This window comes from Superficieibacter sp. BNK-5 (assembly GCF_047456055.1).
GTDB lineage: Bacteria > Pseudomonadota > Gammaproteobacteria > Enterobacterales > Enterobacteriaceae > Superficieibacter.
Genome location: NZ_CP179893.1, coordinates 3,468,835 through 3,485,477, shown reverse-complemented (window position 1 = coordinate 3,485,477; position 16,643 = coordinate 3,468,835). Strand labels below are relative to the sequence as shown.

The 16,643-nt window shown below is 53.5% G+C and carries 17 protein-coding genes; 6 read left to right on the top strand and 11 right to left on the bottom strand.

Annotated features, from left to right (window positions below; genetic code table 11):
* The first annotated feature begins 35 nt into the window (after positions 1 to 35).
* Both ACMGGS_RS16665 and osmB read left to right on the top strand, forming a co-directional pair.
* Entirely contained in the window at positions 36 to 785 is a 750-nt protein-coding gene (locus ACMGGS_RS16665) for a DNA-binding transcriptional regulator YciT (RefSeq protein WP_414163540.1), read from the top strand.
* Between the two features lie 254 nt (positions 786 to 1,039).
* Positions 1,040 to 1,258, top strand: a complete 219-nt coding sequence (osmB, locus tag ACMGGS_RS16660; RefSeq protein ID WP_194208513.1) for an osmotically-inducible lipoprotein OsmB — start codon at positions 1,040 to 1,042, stop codon at positions 1,256 to 1,258.
* An 87-nt stretch (positions 1,259 to 1,345) separates the two neighbouring features.
* Here osmB and yciH read toward each other — a convergent pair whose 3' ends face one another.
* The 5 genes from yciH to pgpB form a co-directional block, all read right to left on the bottom strand.
* The gene (yciH, locus tag ACMGGS_RS16655; protein ID WP_414163539.1) at positions 1,346 to 1,675 is read right to left on the bottom strand and encodes a stress response translation initiation inhibitor YciH; all 330 of its coding nucleotides are present in this window, start codon (positions 1,673 to 1,675) and stop codon (positions 1,346 to 1,348) included.
* The gene (gene pyrF, locus ACMGGS_RS16650; RefSeq protein ID WP_414163538.1) at positions 1,675 to 2,412 is read right to left on the bottom strand and encodes an orotidine-5'-phosphate decarboxylase; all 738 of its coding nucleotides are present in this window, start codon (positions 2,410 to 2,412) and stop codon (positions 1,675 to 1,677) included. Before pyrF ends, yciH begins: the two co-directional genes overlap by 1 nt.
* 184 nt (positions 2,413 to 2,596) lie before the next feature.
* The gene (lapB, locus tag ACMGGS_RS16645; RefSeq protein WP_414163537.1) at positions 2,597 to 3,766 is read right to left on the bottom strand and encodes a lipopolysaccharide assembly protein LapB; all 1,170 of its coding nucleotides are present in this window, start codon (positions 3,764 to 3,766) and stop codon (positions 2,597 to 2,599) included.
* 6 nt (positions 3,767 to 3,772) lie between these two features.
* Entirely contained in the window at positions 3,773 to 4,078 is a 306-nt protein-coding gene (locus ACMGGS_RS16640; protein WP_414163536.1) for a LapA family protein, read from the bottom strand.
* Positions 4,079 to 4,229: 151 nt separating this feature from the next.
* Positions 4,230 to 4,994, bottom strand: coding sequence for a phosphatidylglycerophosphatase B (gene pgpB / locus ACMGGS_RS16635; protein WP_414163535.1), 765 nt, complete (start codon positions 4,992 to 4,994; stop codon positions 4,230 to 4,232).
* Positions 4,995 to 5,175: 181 nt separating this feature from the next.
* On the opposite strand from pgpB, the gene ribA reads away from it, so the two are divergent.
* Positions 5,176 to 5,766: a GTP cyclohydrolase II gene (gene ribA, locus ACMGGS_RS16630; protein ID WP_194208427.1), complete on the top strand. Its 591-nt coding sequence runs from the start codon at positions 5,176 to 5,178 to the stop codon at positions 5,764 to 5,766.
* A 325-nt stretch (positions 5,767 to 6,091) separates the two neighbouring features.
* Here ribA and acnA read toward each other — a convergent pair whose 3' ends face one another.
* From acnA to topA, 5 genes are all read right to left on the bottom strand, one after another.
* A complete protein-coding gene (gene acnA, locus ACMGGS_RS16625; protein ID WP_414163534.1) occupies positions 6,092 to 8,767 on the bottom strand; it encodes an aconitate hydratase AcnA in 2,676 nt (891 codons plus the stop codon).
* Between the two features lie 155 nt (positions 8,768 to 8,922).
* Positions 8,923 to 9,021, bottom strand: coding sequence for a small membrane protein YmiC (gene ymiC, locus ACMGGS_RS16620; RefSeq protein WP_414163533.1), 99 nt, complete (start codon positions 9,019 to 9,021; stop codon positions 8,923 to 8,925).
* A gap of 109 nt (positions 9,022 to 9,130) precedes the next feature.
* Positions 9,131 to 9,259: a YmiA family putative membrane protein gene (locus ACMGGS_RS16615; protein WP_414163532.1), complete on the bottom strand. Its 129-nt coding sequence runs from the start codon at positions 9,257 to 9,259 to the stop codon at positions 9,131 to 9,133.
* A 294-nt stretch (positions 9,260 to 9,553) separates the two neighbouring features.
* Positions 9,554 to 10,528 (bottom strand): HTH-type transcriptional regulator CysB, encoded by a 975-nt coding sequence (gene cysB / locus ACMGGS_RS16610; RefSeq protein WP_414163531.1) that lies wholly within the window; start codon positions 10,526 to 10,528, stop codon positions 9,554 to 9,556.
* 186 nt (positions 10,529 to 10,714) lie between these two features.
* Positions 10,715 to 13,312 carry a type I DNA topoisomerase gene (topA, locus tag ACMGGS_RS16605; RefSeq protein WP_414163530.1) on the bottom strand — a complete coding sequence of 866 codons (2,598 nt, stop codon included), beginning with the start codon at positions 13,310 to 13,312 and terminating at the stop codon, positions 10,715 to 10,717.
* Between the two features lie 399 nt (positions 13,313 to 13,711).
* Here topA and ACMGGS_RS16600 point away from each other — a divergent pair, with 399 nt between their 5' ends.
* A complete protein-coding gene (locus ACMGGS_RS16600; protein WP_176918176.1) occupies positions 13,712 to 13,963 on the top strand; it encodes a YciN family protein in 252 nt (83 codons plus the stop codon).
* Between the two features lie 43 nt (positions 13,964 to 14,006).
* Here ACMGGS_RS16600 and sohB read toward each other — a convergent pair whose 3' ends face one another.
* Positions 14,007 to 15,053 carry a protease SohB gene (gene sohB, locus ACMGGS_RS16595; protein ID WP_414163529.1) on the bottom strand — a complete coding sequence of 349 codons (1,047 nt, stop codon included), beginning with the start codon at positions 15,051 to 15,053 and terminating at the stop codon, positions 14,007 to 14,009.
* Between the two features lie 232 nt (positions 15,054 to 15,285).
* Here sohB and ACMGGS_RS16590 point away from each other — a divergent pair, with 232 nt between their 5' ends.
* Entirely contained in the window at positions 15,286 to 16,047 is a 762-nt protein-coding gene (locus tag ACMGGS_RS16590; RefSeq protein WP_414163528.1) for a YciK family oxidoreductase, read from the top strand.
* Positions 16,044 to 16,634 carry a cob(I)yrinic acid a,c-diamide adenosyltransferase gene (gene cobO / locus ACMGGS_RS16585; RefSeq protein ID WP_414163527.1) on the top strand — a complete coding sequence of 197 codons (591 nt, stop codon included), beginning with the start codon at positions 16,044 to 16,046 and terminating at the stop codon, positions 16,632 to 16,634. Before ACMGGS_RS16590 ends, cobO begins: the two co-directional genes overlap by 4 nt.
* Positions 16,635 to 16,643: the final 9 nt, after the last annotated feature.

The window sequence follows — 16,643 nt, the reverse complement described above, 5'->3', positions numbered from 1 at the left end:
GCTGGTTACATAACAAGGGACGTGACGTTACGACTATGAATTCCCGACAACACAATATTATTCAAATGGTGACCGATAAGGGGCGAATGAGCGTTTCTGAACTCGCAAAAACCCTTAACGTCTCGGAAGTGACTATTCGTCATGATCTGACATTACTCGAAAAGCAGAGTTATTTGCGCCGACAACATGGTGCCGCCGTACCGCTTGATAATGATAATGTCGAAACACGGATGCTCAGTAATTTCTCCCAGAAACACGACATTGCCGAGTTTGCGTCGACGCTGGTTGCGCCCGGTGAGACGGTATTTATTGAAAACGGAAGCTGCAATGCCTTACTGGCGCGTATTCTGGCTGAAACTAAAGCGACCACTATTGTTACGGTCAGCAGTTATATTGCACATTTGCTGAAAGACAGCCCCGGCGAAGTCATTCTCCTCGGCGGTATTTATCAAAAGACCAGTGAAAGTATGATTGGCCCTCTTACGCGTTTCTATGCGCAGAATGTCCATTTTCACAAAGCGTTTATCGGTATTGACGGCTGGCATCCTGATACGGGCTTTACCGGCCGCGATATGATGCGGGCAGATGTGGTAAACGCGGTGCTGGAAAAAGGCGGTGAAACGATCGTGCTTTCTGATAGTTCAAAGTTTGGTGCCGTCCATCCCTATCCGTTAGGCCCGTCCACACACCTTCACCGACTGGTGACTGACGCCGGCCTGAGCGAAGAAATGCGCCTTCAGCTAGTTCAGTCTGGTCTGCACGTCGATATCGTTAATCCTGCCTGACTGCATGCAGCCTGCCTCATGGCGGCTGCATGCCCTTCTCTGAGATTTATCCTGGTTACTAATTAAGAGTTTTTACCTGTCTGATCAAAGGGAAACACCTAAAATTAGCTTAACGAAACGACAGGCCAGAACGATCACCTGCGTGATTTTTTTCCACCTGCACAACAATACTCATGGACGGCCCCAATATTATTGCCAGCAGCTATAATAAAAGGGAAATTCTTCCATGAATCAATTATTCAGGAGAAGGTATGATGAACTTAACGAGTAAAAAAATGGCCGCTGTGGTTCTGGCTGTGACTGTAGCAATATCTCTGAGCGCATGTTCGAACTGGTCTAAACGCGACCGTAATACGGCACTGGGGGCCGGTGCAGGTGCTATCGGTGGTGCGGTGCTCTCTGACGGCAGCGCGCTGGGCACGCTGGGCGGCGCGGCAGTCGGTGGTGTTATCGGTCACCAGGTCAGCAAATAATATCTCCGATTTATTCTGCGTTATTTTATCGCAAATAACGCATCCTCTATACGAACCACGGCTTTTCGCCGTGGTTCGAGCATTGGATTAGCCGCCTGCCAGTTTAACTTTCATTCCTTTAGCTTCGAGAAGCGATTTAATCAGATCTCGCTTATCACCCTGAATTTCAATTACGCCGTCTTTCAGCGCGCCGCCACAGCCGCATTTTTTCTTTAACTCGGCGGCCAGTTTATTAAGCGTTGCGTCATCTGCGTCAATACCCGTAATTAAGCACACGCCTTTGCCTTTGCGTCCGCTGGTCTGGCGCTGAATGCGCACGATACCATCCCCTTTGGGCCTTTCCGGTACTACAGCAGGCTCATTAATACGGCCAGTTTCTGTAGAATAGACCAGCCGGGAGTTAGACGAATCGTTCATTATGCCTCCTTACGCAACGATGCATTGATGGTGCGTAATGTGAGTAAAGGATCGGCTGACTGCGTAACCGGGCGACCAATTACCATATAATCCACGCCCGCGGCCTGCGCCTGCTCCGGCGTCATAATTCGGCGCTGATCGCCGGCGTCACTACCCAGCGGGCGGATCCCCGGCGTAACCAATTTAAACGCGCTGCCTAATTCCTGCTTAAAGCGCACCGCTTCCTGCGCGGAACAGACCACGCCATCCAGGCCACATTGCTGCGTCAGATGGGCAAGTTTCGCAGCATAATCAGTCGGTGACAACGTCACGCCTAAATCTGCAAGGTCGCTGCTCTCCATACTGGTCAATACCGTCACAGCAATAAGCAATGGCGCATCATTACCGAACGGTAGCAGCGCTTCACGCGCCGCATTCATCATCCGCGCCCCGCCGGTCGCGTGTACGTTGACCATCCAGACCCCAAGATCGGCTGCCGCCGCGACGGCCCGGGCGGTGGTATTAGGAATATCGTGGAATTTGAGGTCCAGAAAGACCTCGAAGCCGCGCTGCTGAAGGTCGCGGACCAGTTGAGGGCCAAAGCGGGTAAACATCTCCTTCCCCACTTTAAGGCGGCAATCCTGAGGATCAATACGGTCAACAAATGCCAGCGCATTGTCACGGTTATCATAGTCCAGTGCTACTACGACGGGAGAACGTGTGGAGGAGCGTGAAGAGGATGAATCTGTAGACGTCATGACCGAACCTTCCTGATGATGGCGCGTGAGAGGCGCAAAAAAGGTAAACGGCGAGCATTCTACCTGCGACGGCGCAAAATGAACAGGCCGCATTTTTTGCTGCCAGGCGACGCGGGCACGCGGGTGGAAATCAGGGGGATAAGGGAGTAATAGTATGTTGTAACTAAAGAGGTGTTTTTTTTAATTATTGCCCGTCAAGCCCGCGAATAGGTTTAACCGTCGACCAGGCCCGGCAGGACGGACAGTGCCAGTAAAGCGTATAGGCCGTAAAACCGCATTTCTGACAGCGGAAACGCGGCTTACTGCGTATCTGCTCGCCCACCATGTCGCGCAGCACCATCAGGCTCTCTTTAGCCCGGCCCTCTTCCGCTTCATTAAGGTGGTAGTCCATCAGCTTATGAAAAACACGCATCGTCGGGTGTTGCTGCAGATGGCGCGTGACATAAACCTGCGCACTCTCCTGCCCCTCGCGCTCCTCAACGATATCGGCCAGCATCAGTTCTGCCGTCGCGCCGACGTTCTCTTCTACGCAGCGATGTAAAAATGCAGCCCATTCATCATGATTACCAAGCTGCTGATAGCAGGTTTGCAGCATCTCGAGCGTTTCGCTAACCAGTTCTTTATCCTGATTAATGACCCGCAGCAGACTTTCAACCGCCTTTGCATATTCGCCTTTAGCCATGAATACGCGTCCCATCATGATGGAAATGCGGGCGCTATTACGATCGGCCGACGCGCCTTTTTTCAGCAGCGTCATCGCTTTGTCCATGTCGTCATTGCCCATCTGCTGCAGCGCAAGCTCACAGTAAAAATGGGCAATTTCGCCACGATGTTTTTCTTTACCCAGCTTTACCAGACGCTCGGCAACATCGATGGCTTTTTGCCAGTCGCTCGTCGCCTGGGCGATTTGCAGCAGTTGTTGCAGTGCGCTGATGCGAAAATCGGTTTCATCGACCAGTTGACTGAACATGTCCTCGGCGCGATCGTACATCCCCGCCGCCATGTAATCGCGGCCAAGTTGCTGTACCGCCAGCAGACGCTGATCGTAAGTCAGCGAGGCGCTTTCCATTAAGGTCTGGTGAATACGGATGGCGCGATCCACCTCGCCGCGGGAGCGGAACAGGTTCCCAAGGGTGAGATGAGCCTCGACGGTGCCGGTATCCTCTTTTAACATATCGAGGAACAGATCCACCGCCTTATCCTGTTGGTTGCTTAACAGGAAGTTAACCCCGGTCACGTAGTCACGTGACAGGCGATTCGCGTCGTCCTGTTTGGACTGTTGTGCACTTCTGCGCCCCATGTACCACCCATAGGCAGCCGCAACGGGTAAAAGCAGAAACAACAACTCCAGCATAAATGGTTATTCCTTCGCTACCGGTACGCCCGGCTCTGTCGGCACTGGCGTGCTCAGGGTTTGATTTTCCCGACGCTTGAGTCGTCGTTCAGCATACAGCAGCGAGACGCGAAGGCGCAGCCAGAAAAGGCCGCAGATTAACCAGCCGATGGCAAAGCCCGCAGCAAAGAGCGCTGCCAGCAACGTGGAGATTCTGAACTCTCCCTGCGCCAGCAAATAGTTGAAAGTCACCACCTGATCGTTTTGAGCACCTAACGTGACCGAGATGACGAAAATCGCTAATACCAATAAGAAAATGAGTAAATATTTCACATTACTTCCCGTTATGTGGTGTGAGCGTTTAAATAGTATGCAGCCTGGCGCTTCCAGCCTTATAAAGTACCATTTTCATGCTATAGACGAAATGGGAAAGCGTCACACCAGTGCTGGATTTAGGGGCAAATGAACAGATTTTCAACCCTTCTTAGCTTTTCTGCTCTCGTTCTTTGATTTCCCGTGCTTCTTCACCCGGTGGCGTCAGCGGGCCACAGATACGTTGCGCCAGCCAAACAGCGACGGTCACCAGCAACCAGGATATCAGGGTAGCAACGACTAAATCACGCGGCCAGTGCATCCCCAACAGCATACGACTCCCCATGACCGCCGTTGCCCAGAGCAACAATACGGCGATGGTGATCCTGCGACGACGCGGCCATAACAGCCCTACGCCAAGCAATGCCCAGCTTGCGGCAAAAAGAGTGTGTCCTGAAGGAAAAGCAAAACCCGTCTCTTTTTGCCAGTGTTTACGCAAAAAAGAAGGGATATTGTCCTGTTCCGTCAGCAATTCTTTCACCATCTCGCCGCGCGCTTTACGTTTTAAAGTGTAGAACTCATCCACCGGAATATGATGGGTTTTTTCCAGCCACAGCACAAAGGGTCGTGGCTCCTGCACCTGCTGCTTTACCCACGATTTCGCTCCCTGACCGATCAGGATTGCGCCGCCGAGAATAGCAAACAGCATAATGGCCGGACGTAACCGAAAACGCAGGCACCAGAAAAACCATCCGCAAAGTACCACATGCGTAATGATCCCCCAGGGCTGAGTGACCGTCTCCGTTACCCAGTAGAGGGTTTTTAACCACCATGAGTTCAGCCCCGGTTCCCACCGCCATCCTGAGAGCCATACCGCCACAGGCATGATGAGTAATAAGGCTGCGCCTGCTGATGTGCGTCTGGCGATGGAAAACATAGTCACTCCTTTTAAAATGGCTGCACAAATCATAACTGAAATTCAGCGATGCGGCGCGAATCGCGCGTTTGTTCGCTTAATGTGCGTTCAAAATCGGGTAATTAGGTGAAGTAGAAAACATTGTGGCAAAATAGCGACATACAGAAGACACGAAAGGTGTCCGCATAATCTGGAGAATCACATGCAGCTTAAACGAGTGGCAGAAGCCAAACTGCCAACCCCCTGGGGCGATTTCCTGATGGTGGGATTTGAAGAACTGGCAACCGGGCAGGATCATGTCGCCCTGGTCTATGGCGATATTTCCGGGCAGACGCCGGTGCTGGCGCGAGTCCATTCAGAATGCCTGACGGGTGATGCCCTCTTCAGTTTGCGCTGCGACTGTGGCTTTCAACTGGAAGCCGCGTTAACGCATATTGCTGAAGAAGGCCGTGGCGTGCTGCTCTACCATCGGCAGGAAGGACGTAATATTGGGCTGCTGAATAAAATTCGCGCTTATGCGTTGCAGGATCAGGGCTATGACACCGTGGAAGCCAATCATCAGTTAGGTTTTGCTGCCGACGAGCGCGACTTTACGCTCTGCGCCGATATGTTCAAGCTGCTGGGCGTGGATGAAGTTCGCCTGCTGACCAACAATCCGCTAAAAGTCGAAATTTTAACCGAGGCGGGAATTAACATTGTCGAGCGCGTTCCGCTGATTGTCGGCCGTAATCCGAATAACGAACATTACCTCGATACTAAAGCGGCGAAGATGGGGCATTTGTTGGGTAAGTAGGTTGTGGCGCGATGGTTGAGCGTGTTGCAGGAGCTTGGGTGCGTATAGAGAGTCAATAACGGCTCCGGAGAGTGATTGTGCCGGGTGGCGATGCTGGCGCATCTTACCCGGCCTACACTCCCCACAATATCAGCGGGTTACATAATTATCGTAGGCCCGGTAAGCGCAGCGCCACGGGGCATCAGGGCACGGTGCTGACGCCCATACCGGATAATGCCGGGTGGTGGCTTCGCCTTACCCGGCCTACACTCCCAAGAATATCAGCGGGTTACACAATTATCGTAGGCCCGGTAAGCGTAGCGCCACCGGGCAGTTTCACAGCCGGTCAATTAAGCATATTACGGATTACGTAGTGCAGGATCCCATCGTTCTGGTAATAGGTCAGTTCCGTCGCTGTATCAATACGGCAACGGCAATGAATTACCTCAGACGAGCCATCCACCCGGGTCAGGTTTACGGCGATATCCGCGCCGGGTTTGATGTTCTGCAAACCAGCCACATCAATACGCTCTTCCCCGGTCAGCCCCAGCGATTTGCGCGTCGTGCCCTGCGGAAATTCCAACGGTAAAATACCCATCCCAATCAGGTTAGAACGGTGAATACGCTCGAAAGACTCCGCGATAACCACGCGAATACCAAGCAGTCGCGGCCCTTTTGCCGCCCAGTCACGGCTGGAACCGGAACCGTACTCTTTCCCGGCAATCACCGCCAGCGGGGTACCTTCCTGCTGATAACGCATCGCGGCATCGTAGATTGAAATCACTTCCGTCCCTGGCAGATGACGCGTCATTCCCCCTTCAACGCCCGGCACCATTTCATTGCGAATACGGATATTGGCGAACGTGCCGCGCATCATCACTTCATGATTACCACGACGCGAACCGTAAGAGTTGAACTCGCGGCGCTCTACACCATGATTTAGCAGGTAGCGTCCTGCCGGGCTGTCCGGTTTAATATTGCCCGCCGGAGAGATATGGTCGGTAGTGACCGAGTCACCCAGCATCGCCAGGATCCGCGCACCGTGAATATCCTCAACCGGTTTTGGCTCGGCAAGCATATCCTCAAAGAAAGGTGAAAGGCGAATATAGGTTGAATCACTCTGCCAGCCGTAGGTATCCGAGCTTTCGACCTGGATCGATTTCCACTCCGGCGTGCCCTCGAAAACTTCCGCGTACTCTTTGCGGAACATCTCCGTTGAGACTTCTTCTACGGCGCGGGCAATTTCACGCCCGGTCGGCCAGATATCCTTGAGGTAAACCGGATCGCCTTTGCGATCGTGGCCCAGCGGGTCGGTAGTCAGATTGATGTTCATGTTTCCGGCCAGTGCGTAGGCCACCACCAGCGGCGGCGAGGCCAGCCAGTTGGTTTTAATCAACGGATGAATACGCCCTTCAAAGTTACGGTTGCCGGAAAGGACAGCGCCGACCGTCAGATCGCCTTTCTTGATCGCCACTTCAATTGGTTCAGGCAGCGGACCGGAGTTGCCAATGCAAGTGGTACAGCCATAGCCCACGAGGTTAAAGCCTAACGCATCCAGGTAAGGTGTCAGCCGCGCATGGGCTAAATAGTCAGAGACCACTTTCGAACCGGGAGCCAGAGACGCTTTCACCCACGGCTGACGTTTCAGTCCGAGCTTGACGGCTTTTTTCGCCAGTAAGCCTGCGGCCATCAGCACGCTCGGGTTAGAGGTATTGGTGCAGGAAGTAATCGCGGCAATAGCCACCGCGCCATCAGGCAACTGATACTGATGCCCGTTCAGCGTATAGTCGACGGACTGGCGATCTTTATGCGACGTATTAACTTCCAGTTCGGCGCTGGCGGCAAACGCATTAGGGACATCGCCCAGCGCCACGCGATCCTGAGGACGTTTCGGCCCGGCCAGGCTGGCTTCCACCTCCCCCATATCCAGTTCGAGGGTGCTGGTAAATACAGGTTCGTCACCGGTATTTCGCCACATCCCCTGCGCTTTGGCATAGGCTTCAACCAGTTCAACCTGTTCATCGCTACGCCCGCTCAGGCGCATATATTCCAGGGTCACGCCGTCAATCGGGAAGAAACCGCAGGTCGCACCATATTCCGGAGCCATGTTAGCGATAGTAGCGCGGTCGGCGAGCGGCAGGGAATCCAGCCCGTCACCGTAAAACTCAACAAATTTACCGACCACGCCATGCTTACGCAGCATCTGGGTGACGGTTAACACCAGATCGGTGGCAGTGATGCCTTCGTTCAGCTTGCCGGTCAGTTTAAAACCCACTACATCGGGGATCAGCATTGAGACAGGTTGACCCAGCATCGCGGCCTCTGCCTCAATCCCCCCGACGCCCCAACCCAGCACGCCAAGGCCGTTGATCATTGTGGTATGGGAATCAGTGCCGACCAGCGAGTCGGGATACGCGACCCACTCTTTATCCTGTAGCTCACTCCAGACGGCTTTTCCGAGGTACTCAAGATTGACCTGGTGGCAAATACCGGTGCCCGGCGGAACAACGCTAAAGCGGCTAAAGGCCTGCTGACCCCAGCGCAGAAAGATGTAGCGTTCATGGTTACGTTCCATTTCCAGGCGCACGTTCTCGCCAAAGGCATCATCATCACCAAAATGATCGACGGTCACCGAGTGGTCGATCACCAGATCGACAGGAGAAAGCGGGTTTACTTTAGCGGTATCGCCACCGAGGCGTTTAACGGCTTCGCGCATCGCGGCCAGATCCACCACCGCAGGAACACCGGTGAAATCCTGCATTAACACCCTGGCAGGACGCCAGGCAATTTCGCGGTCGGCGTGACCAGTTTGGAGCCATCCGGCCAGCGCGTGAATATCGTCGGCGGTAACAGAATCATCATCCTGCCAGCGCAGAAGGTTTTCCAGCAATACTTTCAGAGACTTGGGGAGACGGGTAATATCTCCCACTTCTTTTGCAGCCAGCGGCAAACTGTAAAAATGCCAGGTTTTATCTTGTAACGTTAATGTATCCTTACTGGCTTCGCGTAGGGTTAACGACATAGCTCCTCCTTAATGACAGGGATTGCGATTCCCTGATTTTTTCCAGGGTTGCATTAAAGATAACACAAACATGTCGTAACGTTTTGATAACAACTCGAATTGATAAACGGCGGGGAATGAAAAAGAAAACCCGGCAGAAGCCGGGTCTTAGAAGGTTAGTGAGTCAACATCCAGGCCAGTTGCGCCCAAAAGAGCACAGAGAACGACAGGACGCCCAGCCATGACCAATATTTTGTATCGCTATTGTGATTCATCTTTTACACCATAAGAGTGATTTGTTGCCCCTGTCCTCGCGGACAGGGCTTATATTGCTGTGGTGTATTTTTTATAATGTTATGAAAAGACGCGCATTCAGGGACGTCATTAGCCCCAGAATTTCCAGATTAACAGCACCAGCGCCACCCAAAACAGAGCCGAACCTACGAAGACGGCGCGCCACGCTTTGCGCTTAAGCTCCGGCTCTCTTTTCGGCTGATCGCTTCCAGATGACATGACTAACCTCGTAAAATCGGTACTACTTATCATTTTCAGCACCAGCAATCGGCGTAAACAATCTTATTTGAGATAAATCCTAATCAAAATTCGTCAAAAAATCCAGCGAAATTACCCGCCGGATCAATGGAATTATTCAATCTTTTGACCTGAAATAAATAATCGAAATGCCAAACTGGCGGGATGACAAAATTGTTTCTACTTTGTTAAGTTTTGCCGGGTAAAAGCGGAGGATATGAGACTTAATAGTAAGAATGGTCTCCCACACTGAGAGAGACCATCGTCAGGAAGGAATCACTTTTCTGGCAATTTGATGTCTTTAAACATCTCTTCAATGTCTTCATTGGAACGCAATGCCACGGCAGTATCGACCACGTCGCGCGTCAGATGTGGGGCAAAGCGCTGAATAAAATCATACATGTAGCTGCGCAGGAACGTGCTGCGACGAAAGCCAATCTTGGTCGTGCTGTGGCTAAAGACACCGTGCGCATCCAGACGTACCAGATCGGGGTCGGACACTGGATCCACCGCCATGCTGGCAATCACCCCCACTCCCAGCCCCAGCCTGACGTACGTTTTGATGACGTCCGCATCGGTGGCGGTAAACACAATACGCGGGGTTAATCCGGCGCGGTTAAAGGCCGTATCCAGTTCCGAACGGCCGGTAAACCCGAAGGTATACGTTACCAGCGGATACTGGGCCAGTTCTTCGATAGTAACTGAAGATTTGGCGGCCAGCGGATGCTCCGGCGTCACGACAATCGAGCGGTTCCAGTGGTAGCACGGCAACATGACCAGATCGTCATAAAGATGTAGCGCCTCGGTCGCAATCGCAAAATCGGCATTTCCTTTCGATACCGCCTCGGCAATTTGCGTCGGTGATCCCTGATGCATATGCAACGACACGCGCGGGTAACGTTCGATAAAACCTTTGATTACTCCGGGCAATGCATAGCGTGCCTGAGTATGCGTGGTGGCAACATACAGCGAGCCTTTATCCGGCCAGGTGTGCTCTCCGGCAACGGACTTGATGGCGTCAACCTTCGACAGCACTTCGCGAGCAATGCGGATGATCTCCTGACCAGCGGGGGTCACCTGCGTCAGATGCTTACCGCTGCGGGCAAAAATCTGGATCCCCAGCTCATCTTCCAGCATTCGGACTTGCTTACTGATGCCAGGTTGCGAGGTATAAAGCCCTTCCGCCGTGGAAGAGACGTTGAGATTGTGGTTGACCACCTCAACAATATAGCGAAGCTGTTGTAGTTTCATGACGCGCCATCCCGGTAAACGCAGGGTCAATCGCTTAAGACGATTTAAGACTAAAAAAGGAGCTAACTATAACCACTATATCATTTATAGCCACACTGTATAGATATGATTAAAAAATAATAATGAGAAATATTAAAGGGCCGACAAGCGGCCCTTTTGAGAGAGTTTACAGCGAGATACTGAGGGTTACTTCTTCCCTTCCACCCACTTACCGTCGATGAAAAAGGCCGACCAGCCGGTCGCTTTGCCCTCTTTCTCAGCCGCAACATACTGCTGTTTAGTCTTACGGCTGAAACGGACAACCGTTTTGTTGCCTTCAGGATCCTGCTGCGGCGCATCGGCCAGGTAGCGCAGTTTCTCCGGCATACGATCGCGGAAGCGGTACAACTCCTCCACCAGCGGCGCGCGCGTTTCGCGTGATTTCGGGAAAGTGTTGGCCGCGAGGAAGACGCCAGCCGCCCCGTCACGCAGAACAAAGTAGGCGTCCGATTTCTCGCACGGCAGTTCCGGCAGCGGTACCGGATCTTCCTTCGGCGGAGCCACTTCGCCGTTACGCAGGATCTTACGCGTGTTCTTACACTCTTCGTTGGTGCAGGCCATGTATTTGCCAAAACGCCCCATTTTCAGGTGCATTTCAGATCCGCATTTTTCACACTCAACAATCGGGCCGTCGTACCCCTTGATGCGGAACTCGCCCTCTTCGATCTCATAACCGTCGCAGGTCGGGTTGTTACCACAGACATGCAGTTTGCGCTTCGGATCGATCAGGTAGCTGTCCATCGCGGTGCCGCATTTCTGGCAGCGATGTTTAGCGCGTAACGCATTGGTTTCGGCGTCGTCACCTTCCAGCACGTTAAGGACTTCGTTTTCCGGCACCAGGTTAATGGTGGTTTTGCAGCGCTCTTTCGGCGACAGCGCATAGCCGGAACAGCCGAGGAAAACGCCGGTGCTGGCGGTACGAATACCCATTTTACGACCGCAGGTCGGACAGTCGATGCTGGTCAGCACCATCTGATTGGGCTGCATTCCCCCTTCAGTCGGATCTTTTTCGGCTGTCTGAAGCTGTTCGCTGAACTCGGCAAAAAAGATATCCAGCACCTTCTGCCATTCGGCTTCGTGGCGGGCGACCTGATCGAGCCGGTCTTCCATTTGCGCGGTGAAATCGAAATTCATCAGCTCGCGGAAATTATCTTTCAGGCGGTCGGTAACAATCTCACCCATTTTCTCGGCATAAAAACGGCGGCTTTCAACCCGCACATAGCCACGATCCTGGATGGTGGAAATAATAGAGGCGTAGGTCGACGGACGACCGATACCGCGTTTTTCCAGCTCTTTAACCAGCGAGGCTTCACTAAAGCGTGCCGGCGGCTTGGTAAAGTGCTGTGCCGGGATAATGTCGATCAGCGACAGCTCATCGCCCTGATTAACCGCAGGCAGAATACGATCCTCATCACCTTTACGCAGCGCTGGCATGACTTTGGTCCAGCCATCAAAACGCAGGATACGACCGCGCGCTTTCAGGCGGAAATCACCGGCTTTTACAGTTAGCGTGGTGGAATCATATTGTGCAGGCGTCATTTGACAGGCCACGAACTGACGCCAGATCAGCTGATACAGCTTCTGCGCGTCGGTTTCCATGTCTTTCAGGGCGTCAGCTTCAACCGCCACATCGGAAGGACGAATCGCTTCGTGCGCTTCCTGAGAGTTGTCTTTACTGGCGTACTGGTTCGGATCCGCAGGCAAGTATTTTTTGCCAAACGTATCGCCAATGTAGCCACGTACCATCTCCACCGCATCCTTACTCAGGTTGGTAGAATCGGTACGCATATAGGTGATATAGCCCGCTTCATACAGACGTTGCGCCAGCATCATGGTTTTCTTCACCCCGTAGCCCAGACGGGTACTGGCTGCCTGTTGTAGCGTGGAGGTGATAAACGGCGCGCCGGGCTTGCTGCTGGTCGGTTTATCTTCCCGTTCCAGCACGCTGTAGCGGGCTTTTTCCAGCACGCTAACCGCCGCCATGGTGGTCTCGCGGTTTACCGGACGGAACGGTTTGTCATTCTGATGTGTCACCTGAAGCGGCAGAGAATCGCCGCCTGGGGTAGCAACATTGGCATCCACTTCCCAGAACTCTTCCGGGACAAACGCTTTGATCTCACGCTCACGCTCAACCACCAGACGCACGGCGACGGACTGAACGCGTCCGGCCGACAGGCCACGGGCGATTTTCTTCCACAGCAGCGGAGAGACCATATAGCCCACCACGCGGTCCATAAAACGACGCGCCTGTTGAGCGTTAACACGATCGATATTCAGCTCACCGGGCTTATCAAACGCCTGGCGGATCGCGTTTTTGGTAATTTCGTTAAACACCACACGACTGTAGCGTTTGTCATCTCCACCGATCACTTCCCGCAGGTGCCAGGCAATGGCTTCCCCTTCGCGGTCAAGGTCGGTTGCGAGATAGATGTGGTCGGCTTTTTCAGCCAGTTGTTTCAGTTCTGCGACAACCTTTTCTTTCCCCGGAAGCACTTCGTACTGCGCCTCCCAGTGATTCCACGGGTCGATCCCCATGCGGTTGACGAGCGCGCCGCGTTCATCCTTTTTGGGCTTTTTGGCCGTTTTGGTGGAGGCAGAGTCAGCGCTCTTTTTGGCGGCTGAGCCACTGGTCGGCAAATCGCGGATATGACCGACGCTGGATTTCACCACGTAGTCATTACCCAGATACTTATTGATCGTTTTGGCTTTTGCCGGGGACTCAACGATAACGAGAGCTTTACCCATATTCACCTTTACCTAATTTGATTCTTCCAGGAATACATCGCACGTTGATTCACGTACTGAAGACAATGAGCCGTTGATATTGCGACTCGTCCAGCAGAGATCAACCCCTCAGCCCAACAGCCTGAAACGAACGTTGTCACAGGTGGCTGAGTTACATCGCTTTTCTAAGCTACGGTGATATAGCACGACGAACTTTCGGTCGAATGTCAAGCAAATCTGTTGCCAGATTATCGAAAGGGTCTCACTGTACCTGATAAAATACGTTACGCAACTTTATTAGCATGCAAAAACAAATCCCGCCAGCCGATAGCACTGAGGATCCCCCTGTTTTTCTGGGGGAATATTTGCCCGCGAGCCGCGCAGGACGTAGACTATCGCCAGTTTGCTAAGGAGTAAAAAATGAAAAGTGAAACTCAACCTATCGATCGTCAGACGCTGCTGGCGAAAGCAAATCAGCTTATCCGTGAGCATGAAGATACGATGGCGGGCATCGAAGCCACGGGAGTGACCCAGCGTAACGGCGTGCTGGTGTTCAGCGGCGAGTATTATCTTGATGAGCAGGGCCTGCCGACCGGCAAAAGCACCGCGGTATTTAACATGTTTAAATACCTGGCGCATGAGCTGTCAGAGAAATATCACCTGGTCGATTAGTGCGGTCTGAGTGCCGGGCAGTGAATGCCGCCCGGCCTGACGATCAGTTCAGAGGCTGCTGTCCACGCTGCCACCAGCGCAGCAGCAGACGATCGGCGCTCTCTGCCGCGCTGCCGGTAAAGCGGTCCATCAGTTTTTTACGTTGCAGGAAGCGGACGTTCAATACTTCTCGCCCTTCCATCAGCCCCAGCAGCAGTTCATCGCTGGTACTTACGGCGTCGACCAGACCATTACCCTGCGCCTGCGTGCCGTACCAGTGTTCGCCGGTTGCCACCTGTTCGATGTCCAGCGTCGGGCGCATCCGCTTCACGAAATCTTTAAACAGCACATGCGTTTCGTTCAGATCTTCGCGGAATTTCTGTCGCCCCTCCTCGGTATTCTCACCGAGCAGGGTCAGGGTGCGCTTGTACTGGCCTGCGGTGTGTAGTTCGATATCTATGTCTTTGCTCTTGAGGAAGCGGTTGAAGTTAGGCACCTGGGCCACCACGCCGATAGAACCAATAATCGCAAAGGGCGCGCTGACAATTTTATCTGCTACGCAGGCCATCATGTAGCCGCCGCTGGCCGCCACTTTATCCACTGCCACCGTCAGCGGGATCTGCCGGTCGCGAATACGCTGTAACTGAGAAGCCGCAAGCCCGTAGCCGTGCACCACGCCGCCCGGACTTTCGAGACGTAAAACCACCTGGTCTTCCGGCTTAACGACGGACAGCACGGCGGTGACTTCTTCACGCAGCGAGTTCACTTCGTGGGCGTCCATACTGCCTTTAAAATCCAGCACCCATACGCGCGGTTTGCCGGAAGCGGTATTCTGGCCCTGCTTCGCCTTCATTTTGGCGGCTTTCGCTTCCTGCTTAAGCTTTTTCTTTTGCGCTTTATGCCACTGTTTTTGCTGATGCTCATCAAGCAATGACGCTGACATATTTTCCTGCATCTCTTTGTACTGCTCGCTGAGATTCGTTACGCGCAATTCCCCACGCTGACGTTTGCGCTGCGTCAGATTGACAATCAGTACCGCAATAACGGCTATCGCCACGACCACCGTGACAATCTTTGCCAAAAACAGGCCATATTGAGAGAGTAATTCCACGCTTCCACCTTGGTTAAAATCATTTAACGTCTGGCCCCAGTGTACAACACCCTTTCCGCCTCGTCTCGGGTCGTCATTTCTCGTTGCGAAGCGGCTTCAGAAAAATCCCCCCGCGAATGAAATGGTTGCAAAGTATGAATGAGGCGGCATGCTCTCCCTCTGGCCGATTGAATTCACGCGCTTTTTAAGGCATAAACCCCTTTTATGACCCGCCGTAAGCAGGAGAACCGTCGTGCACTATCAACCGCAACGCGACTTATTACAAAACCATATCATCCTCGTTACCGGGGCCAGCGACGGCATCGGTCGTGAAGCGGCGCTGACCTACTCCCGCTATGGGGCCAGAGTGATCCTCCTCGGGCGAAATGAGCAAAAACTGCGTGCTGTTGCCGATTGCATTACGGAGGAAGGCGGCATACCCGCCGCGTGGTTTACCCTGGATCTGCTGACCTGTACGCCGCAGGCGTGTCAGCAACTGGCGGAAAAAATCGCAGTGCACTACCCCCGTCTTGATGGCGTACTGCACAATGCCGGTCTGCTGGGCGACGTAGCCCCGATGAGCGAACAAAAACCGGAGGTCTGGCAGCAGGTGATGCAGGTTAACGTCAACGGCACGTTTATGCTGACCCAGGCGTTGCTTCCTTTATTACTTAAATCCGAAGCCGGTTCGCTGGTATTTACCTCCTCTAGCGTTGGCCGTCAGGGTCGTGCGCACTGGGGCGCGTATGCCGCCTCAAAATTTGCCACTGAAGGCATGATGCAGGTGCTGGCGGAGGAGTATCAAAACGCGCCGCTGCGGGTAAATTGCATCAACCCTGGCGGAACGCGTACCGGTATGCGTGCCAGCGCATTTCCGAGTGAAGATCCGCTCAAACTGAAAACGCCTGCCGATATCATGCCGTTGTATCTGTGGTTGATGGGCGATGACAGCCGCCGTAAGACCGGTATGACGTTTGATGCCCAGCCGGGGCGAAAACCGGGGATTTCACAATGAGTGAAGAACGCTATCAGCAACGCCAGCAACGGGTGAAAGATCAGGTTGATGCCCGCGTGGCCGCGGCGCAGGATGAGCGCGGCATTATTATCGTCTTCACCGGTAACGGTAAGGGTAAAACGACCGCCGCCTTCGGTACGGCTACCCGCGCCATCGGCCACGGCAAAAAAGTGGGCGTGGTGCAGTTTATTAAAGGCACCTGGCCCAATGGCGAGCGCAATTTACTGGAGCCGCACGGCGTGGAGTTTCAGGTGATGGCGACCGGTTTTACCTGGGATACGCAGGATCGCGCTGCCGATACTGCCGCCTGTCTTGAGGTCTGGCAACACGCCCGGCGCATGCTCGCCGATGACACGCTGGATATGGTGCTGCTGGATGAGCTGACCTACATGGTGGCCTATGATTATCTGCCGCTGGAGGAAGTGCTTAACGCGCTACGCGCTCGCCCGTTACATCAAACGGCGATCGTCACCGGTCGCGGGTGTCATCGGGGTATTCTGGAAATCGCGGATACCGTCAGCGAACTGCGTCCGGTGAAGCATGCTTTTGATGCGGGGATCAAAGCGCAGATGGGGATAGACTACTAACAAAACTGG

What these genes read in the sequence shown, in the direction of transcription:
- ACMGGS_RS16665 (WP_414163540.1), top strand. Translation starts at nt 36, where the DNA reads ATGAATTCCCGACAACACAATATTATTCAAATGGTGACCGATAAGGGG.
- osmB (WP_194208513.1), top strand. Translation starts at nt 1,040, where the DNA reads ATGAACTTAACGAGTAAAAAAATGGCCGCTGTGGTTCTGGCTGTGACT.
- yciH (WP_414163539.1), bottom strand. Translation starts at nt 1,675, where the DNA reads ATGAACGATTCGTCTAACTCCCGGCTGGTCTATTCTACAGAAACTGGC.
- pyrF (WP_414163538.1), bottom strand. Translation starts at nt 2,412, where the DNA reads ATGACGTCTACAGATTCATCCTCTTCACGCTCCTCCACACGTTCTCCC.
- lapB (WP_414163537.1), bottom strand. Translation starts at nt 3,766, where the DNA reads ATGCTGGAGTTGTTGTTTCTGCTTTTACCCGTTGCGGCTGCCTATGGG.
- pgpB (WP_414163535.1), bottom strand. Translation starts at nt 4,994, where the DNA reads ATGTTTTCCATCGCCAGACGCACATCAGCAGGCGCAGCCTTATTACTC.
- ribA (WP_194208427.1), top strand. Translation starts at nt 5,176, where the DNA reads ATGCAGCTTAAACGAGTGGCAGAAGCCAAACTGCCAACCCCCTGGGGC.
- acnA (WP_414163534.1), bottom strand. Translation starts at nt 8,767, where the DNA reads ATGTCGTTAACCCTACGCGAAGCCAGTAAGGATACATTAACGTTACAA.
- ymiC (WP_414163533.1), bottom strand. Translation starts at nt 9,021, where the DNA reads ATGAATCACAATAGCGATACAAAATATTGGTCATGGCTGGGCGTCCTG.
- ACMGGS_RS16615 (WP_414163532.1), bottom strand. Translation starts at nt 9,259, where the DNA reads ATGTCATCTGGAAGCGATCAGCCGAAAAGAGAGCCGGAGCTTAAGCGC.
- cysB (WP_414163531.1), bottom strand. Translation starts at nt 10,528, where the DNA reads ATGAAACTACAACAGCTTCGCTATATTGTTGAGGTGGTCAACCACAAT.
- topA (WP_414163530.1), bottom strand. Translation starts at nt 13,312, where the DNA reads ATGGGTAAAGCTCTCGTTATCGTTGAGTCCCCGGCAAAAGCCAAAACG.
- ACMGGS_RS16600 (WP_176918176.1), top strand. Translation starts at nt 13,712, where the DNA reads ATGAAAAGTGAAACTCAACCTATCGATCGTCAGACGCTGCTGGCGAAA.
- cobO (WP_414163527.1), top strand. Translation starts at nt 16,044, where the DNA reads ATGAGTGAAGAACGCTATCAGCAACGCCAGCAACGGGTGAAAGATCAG.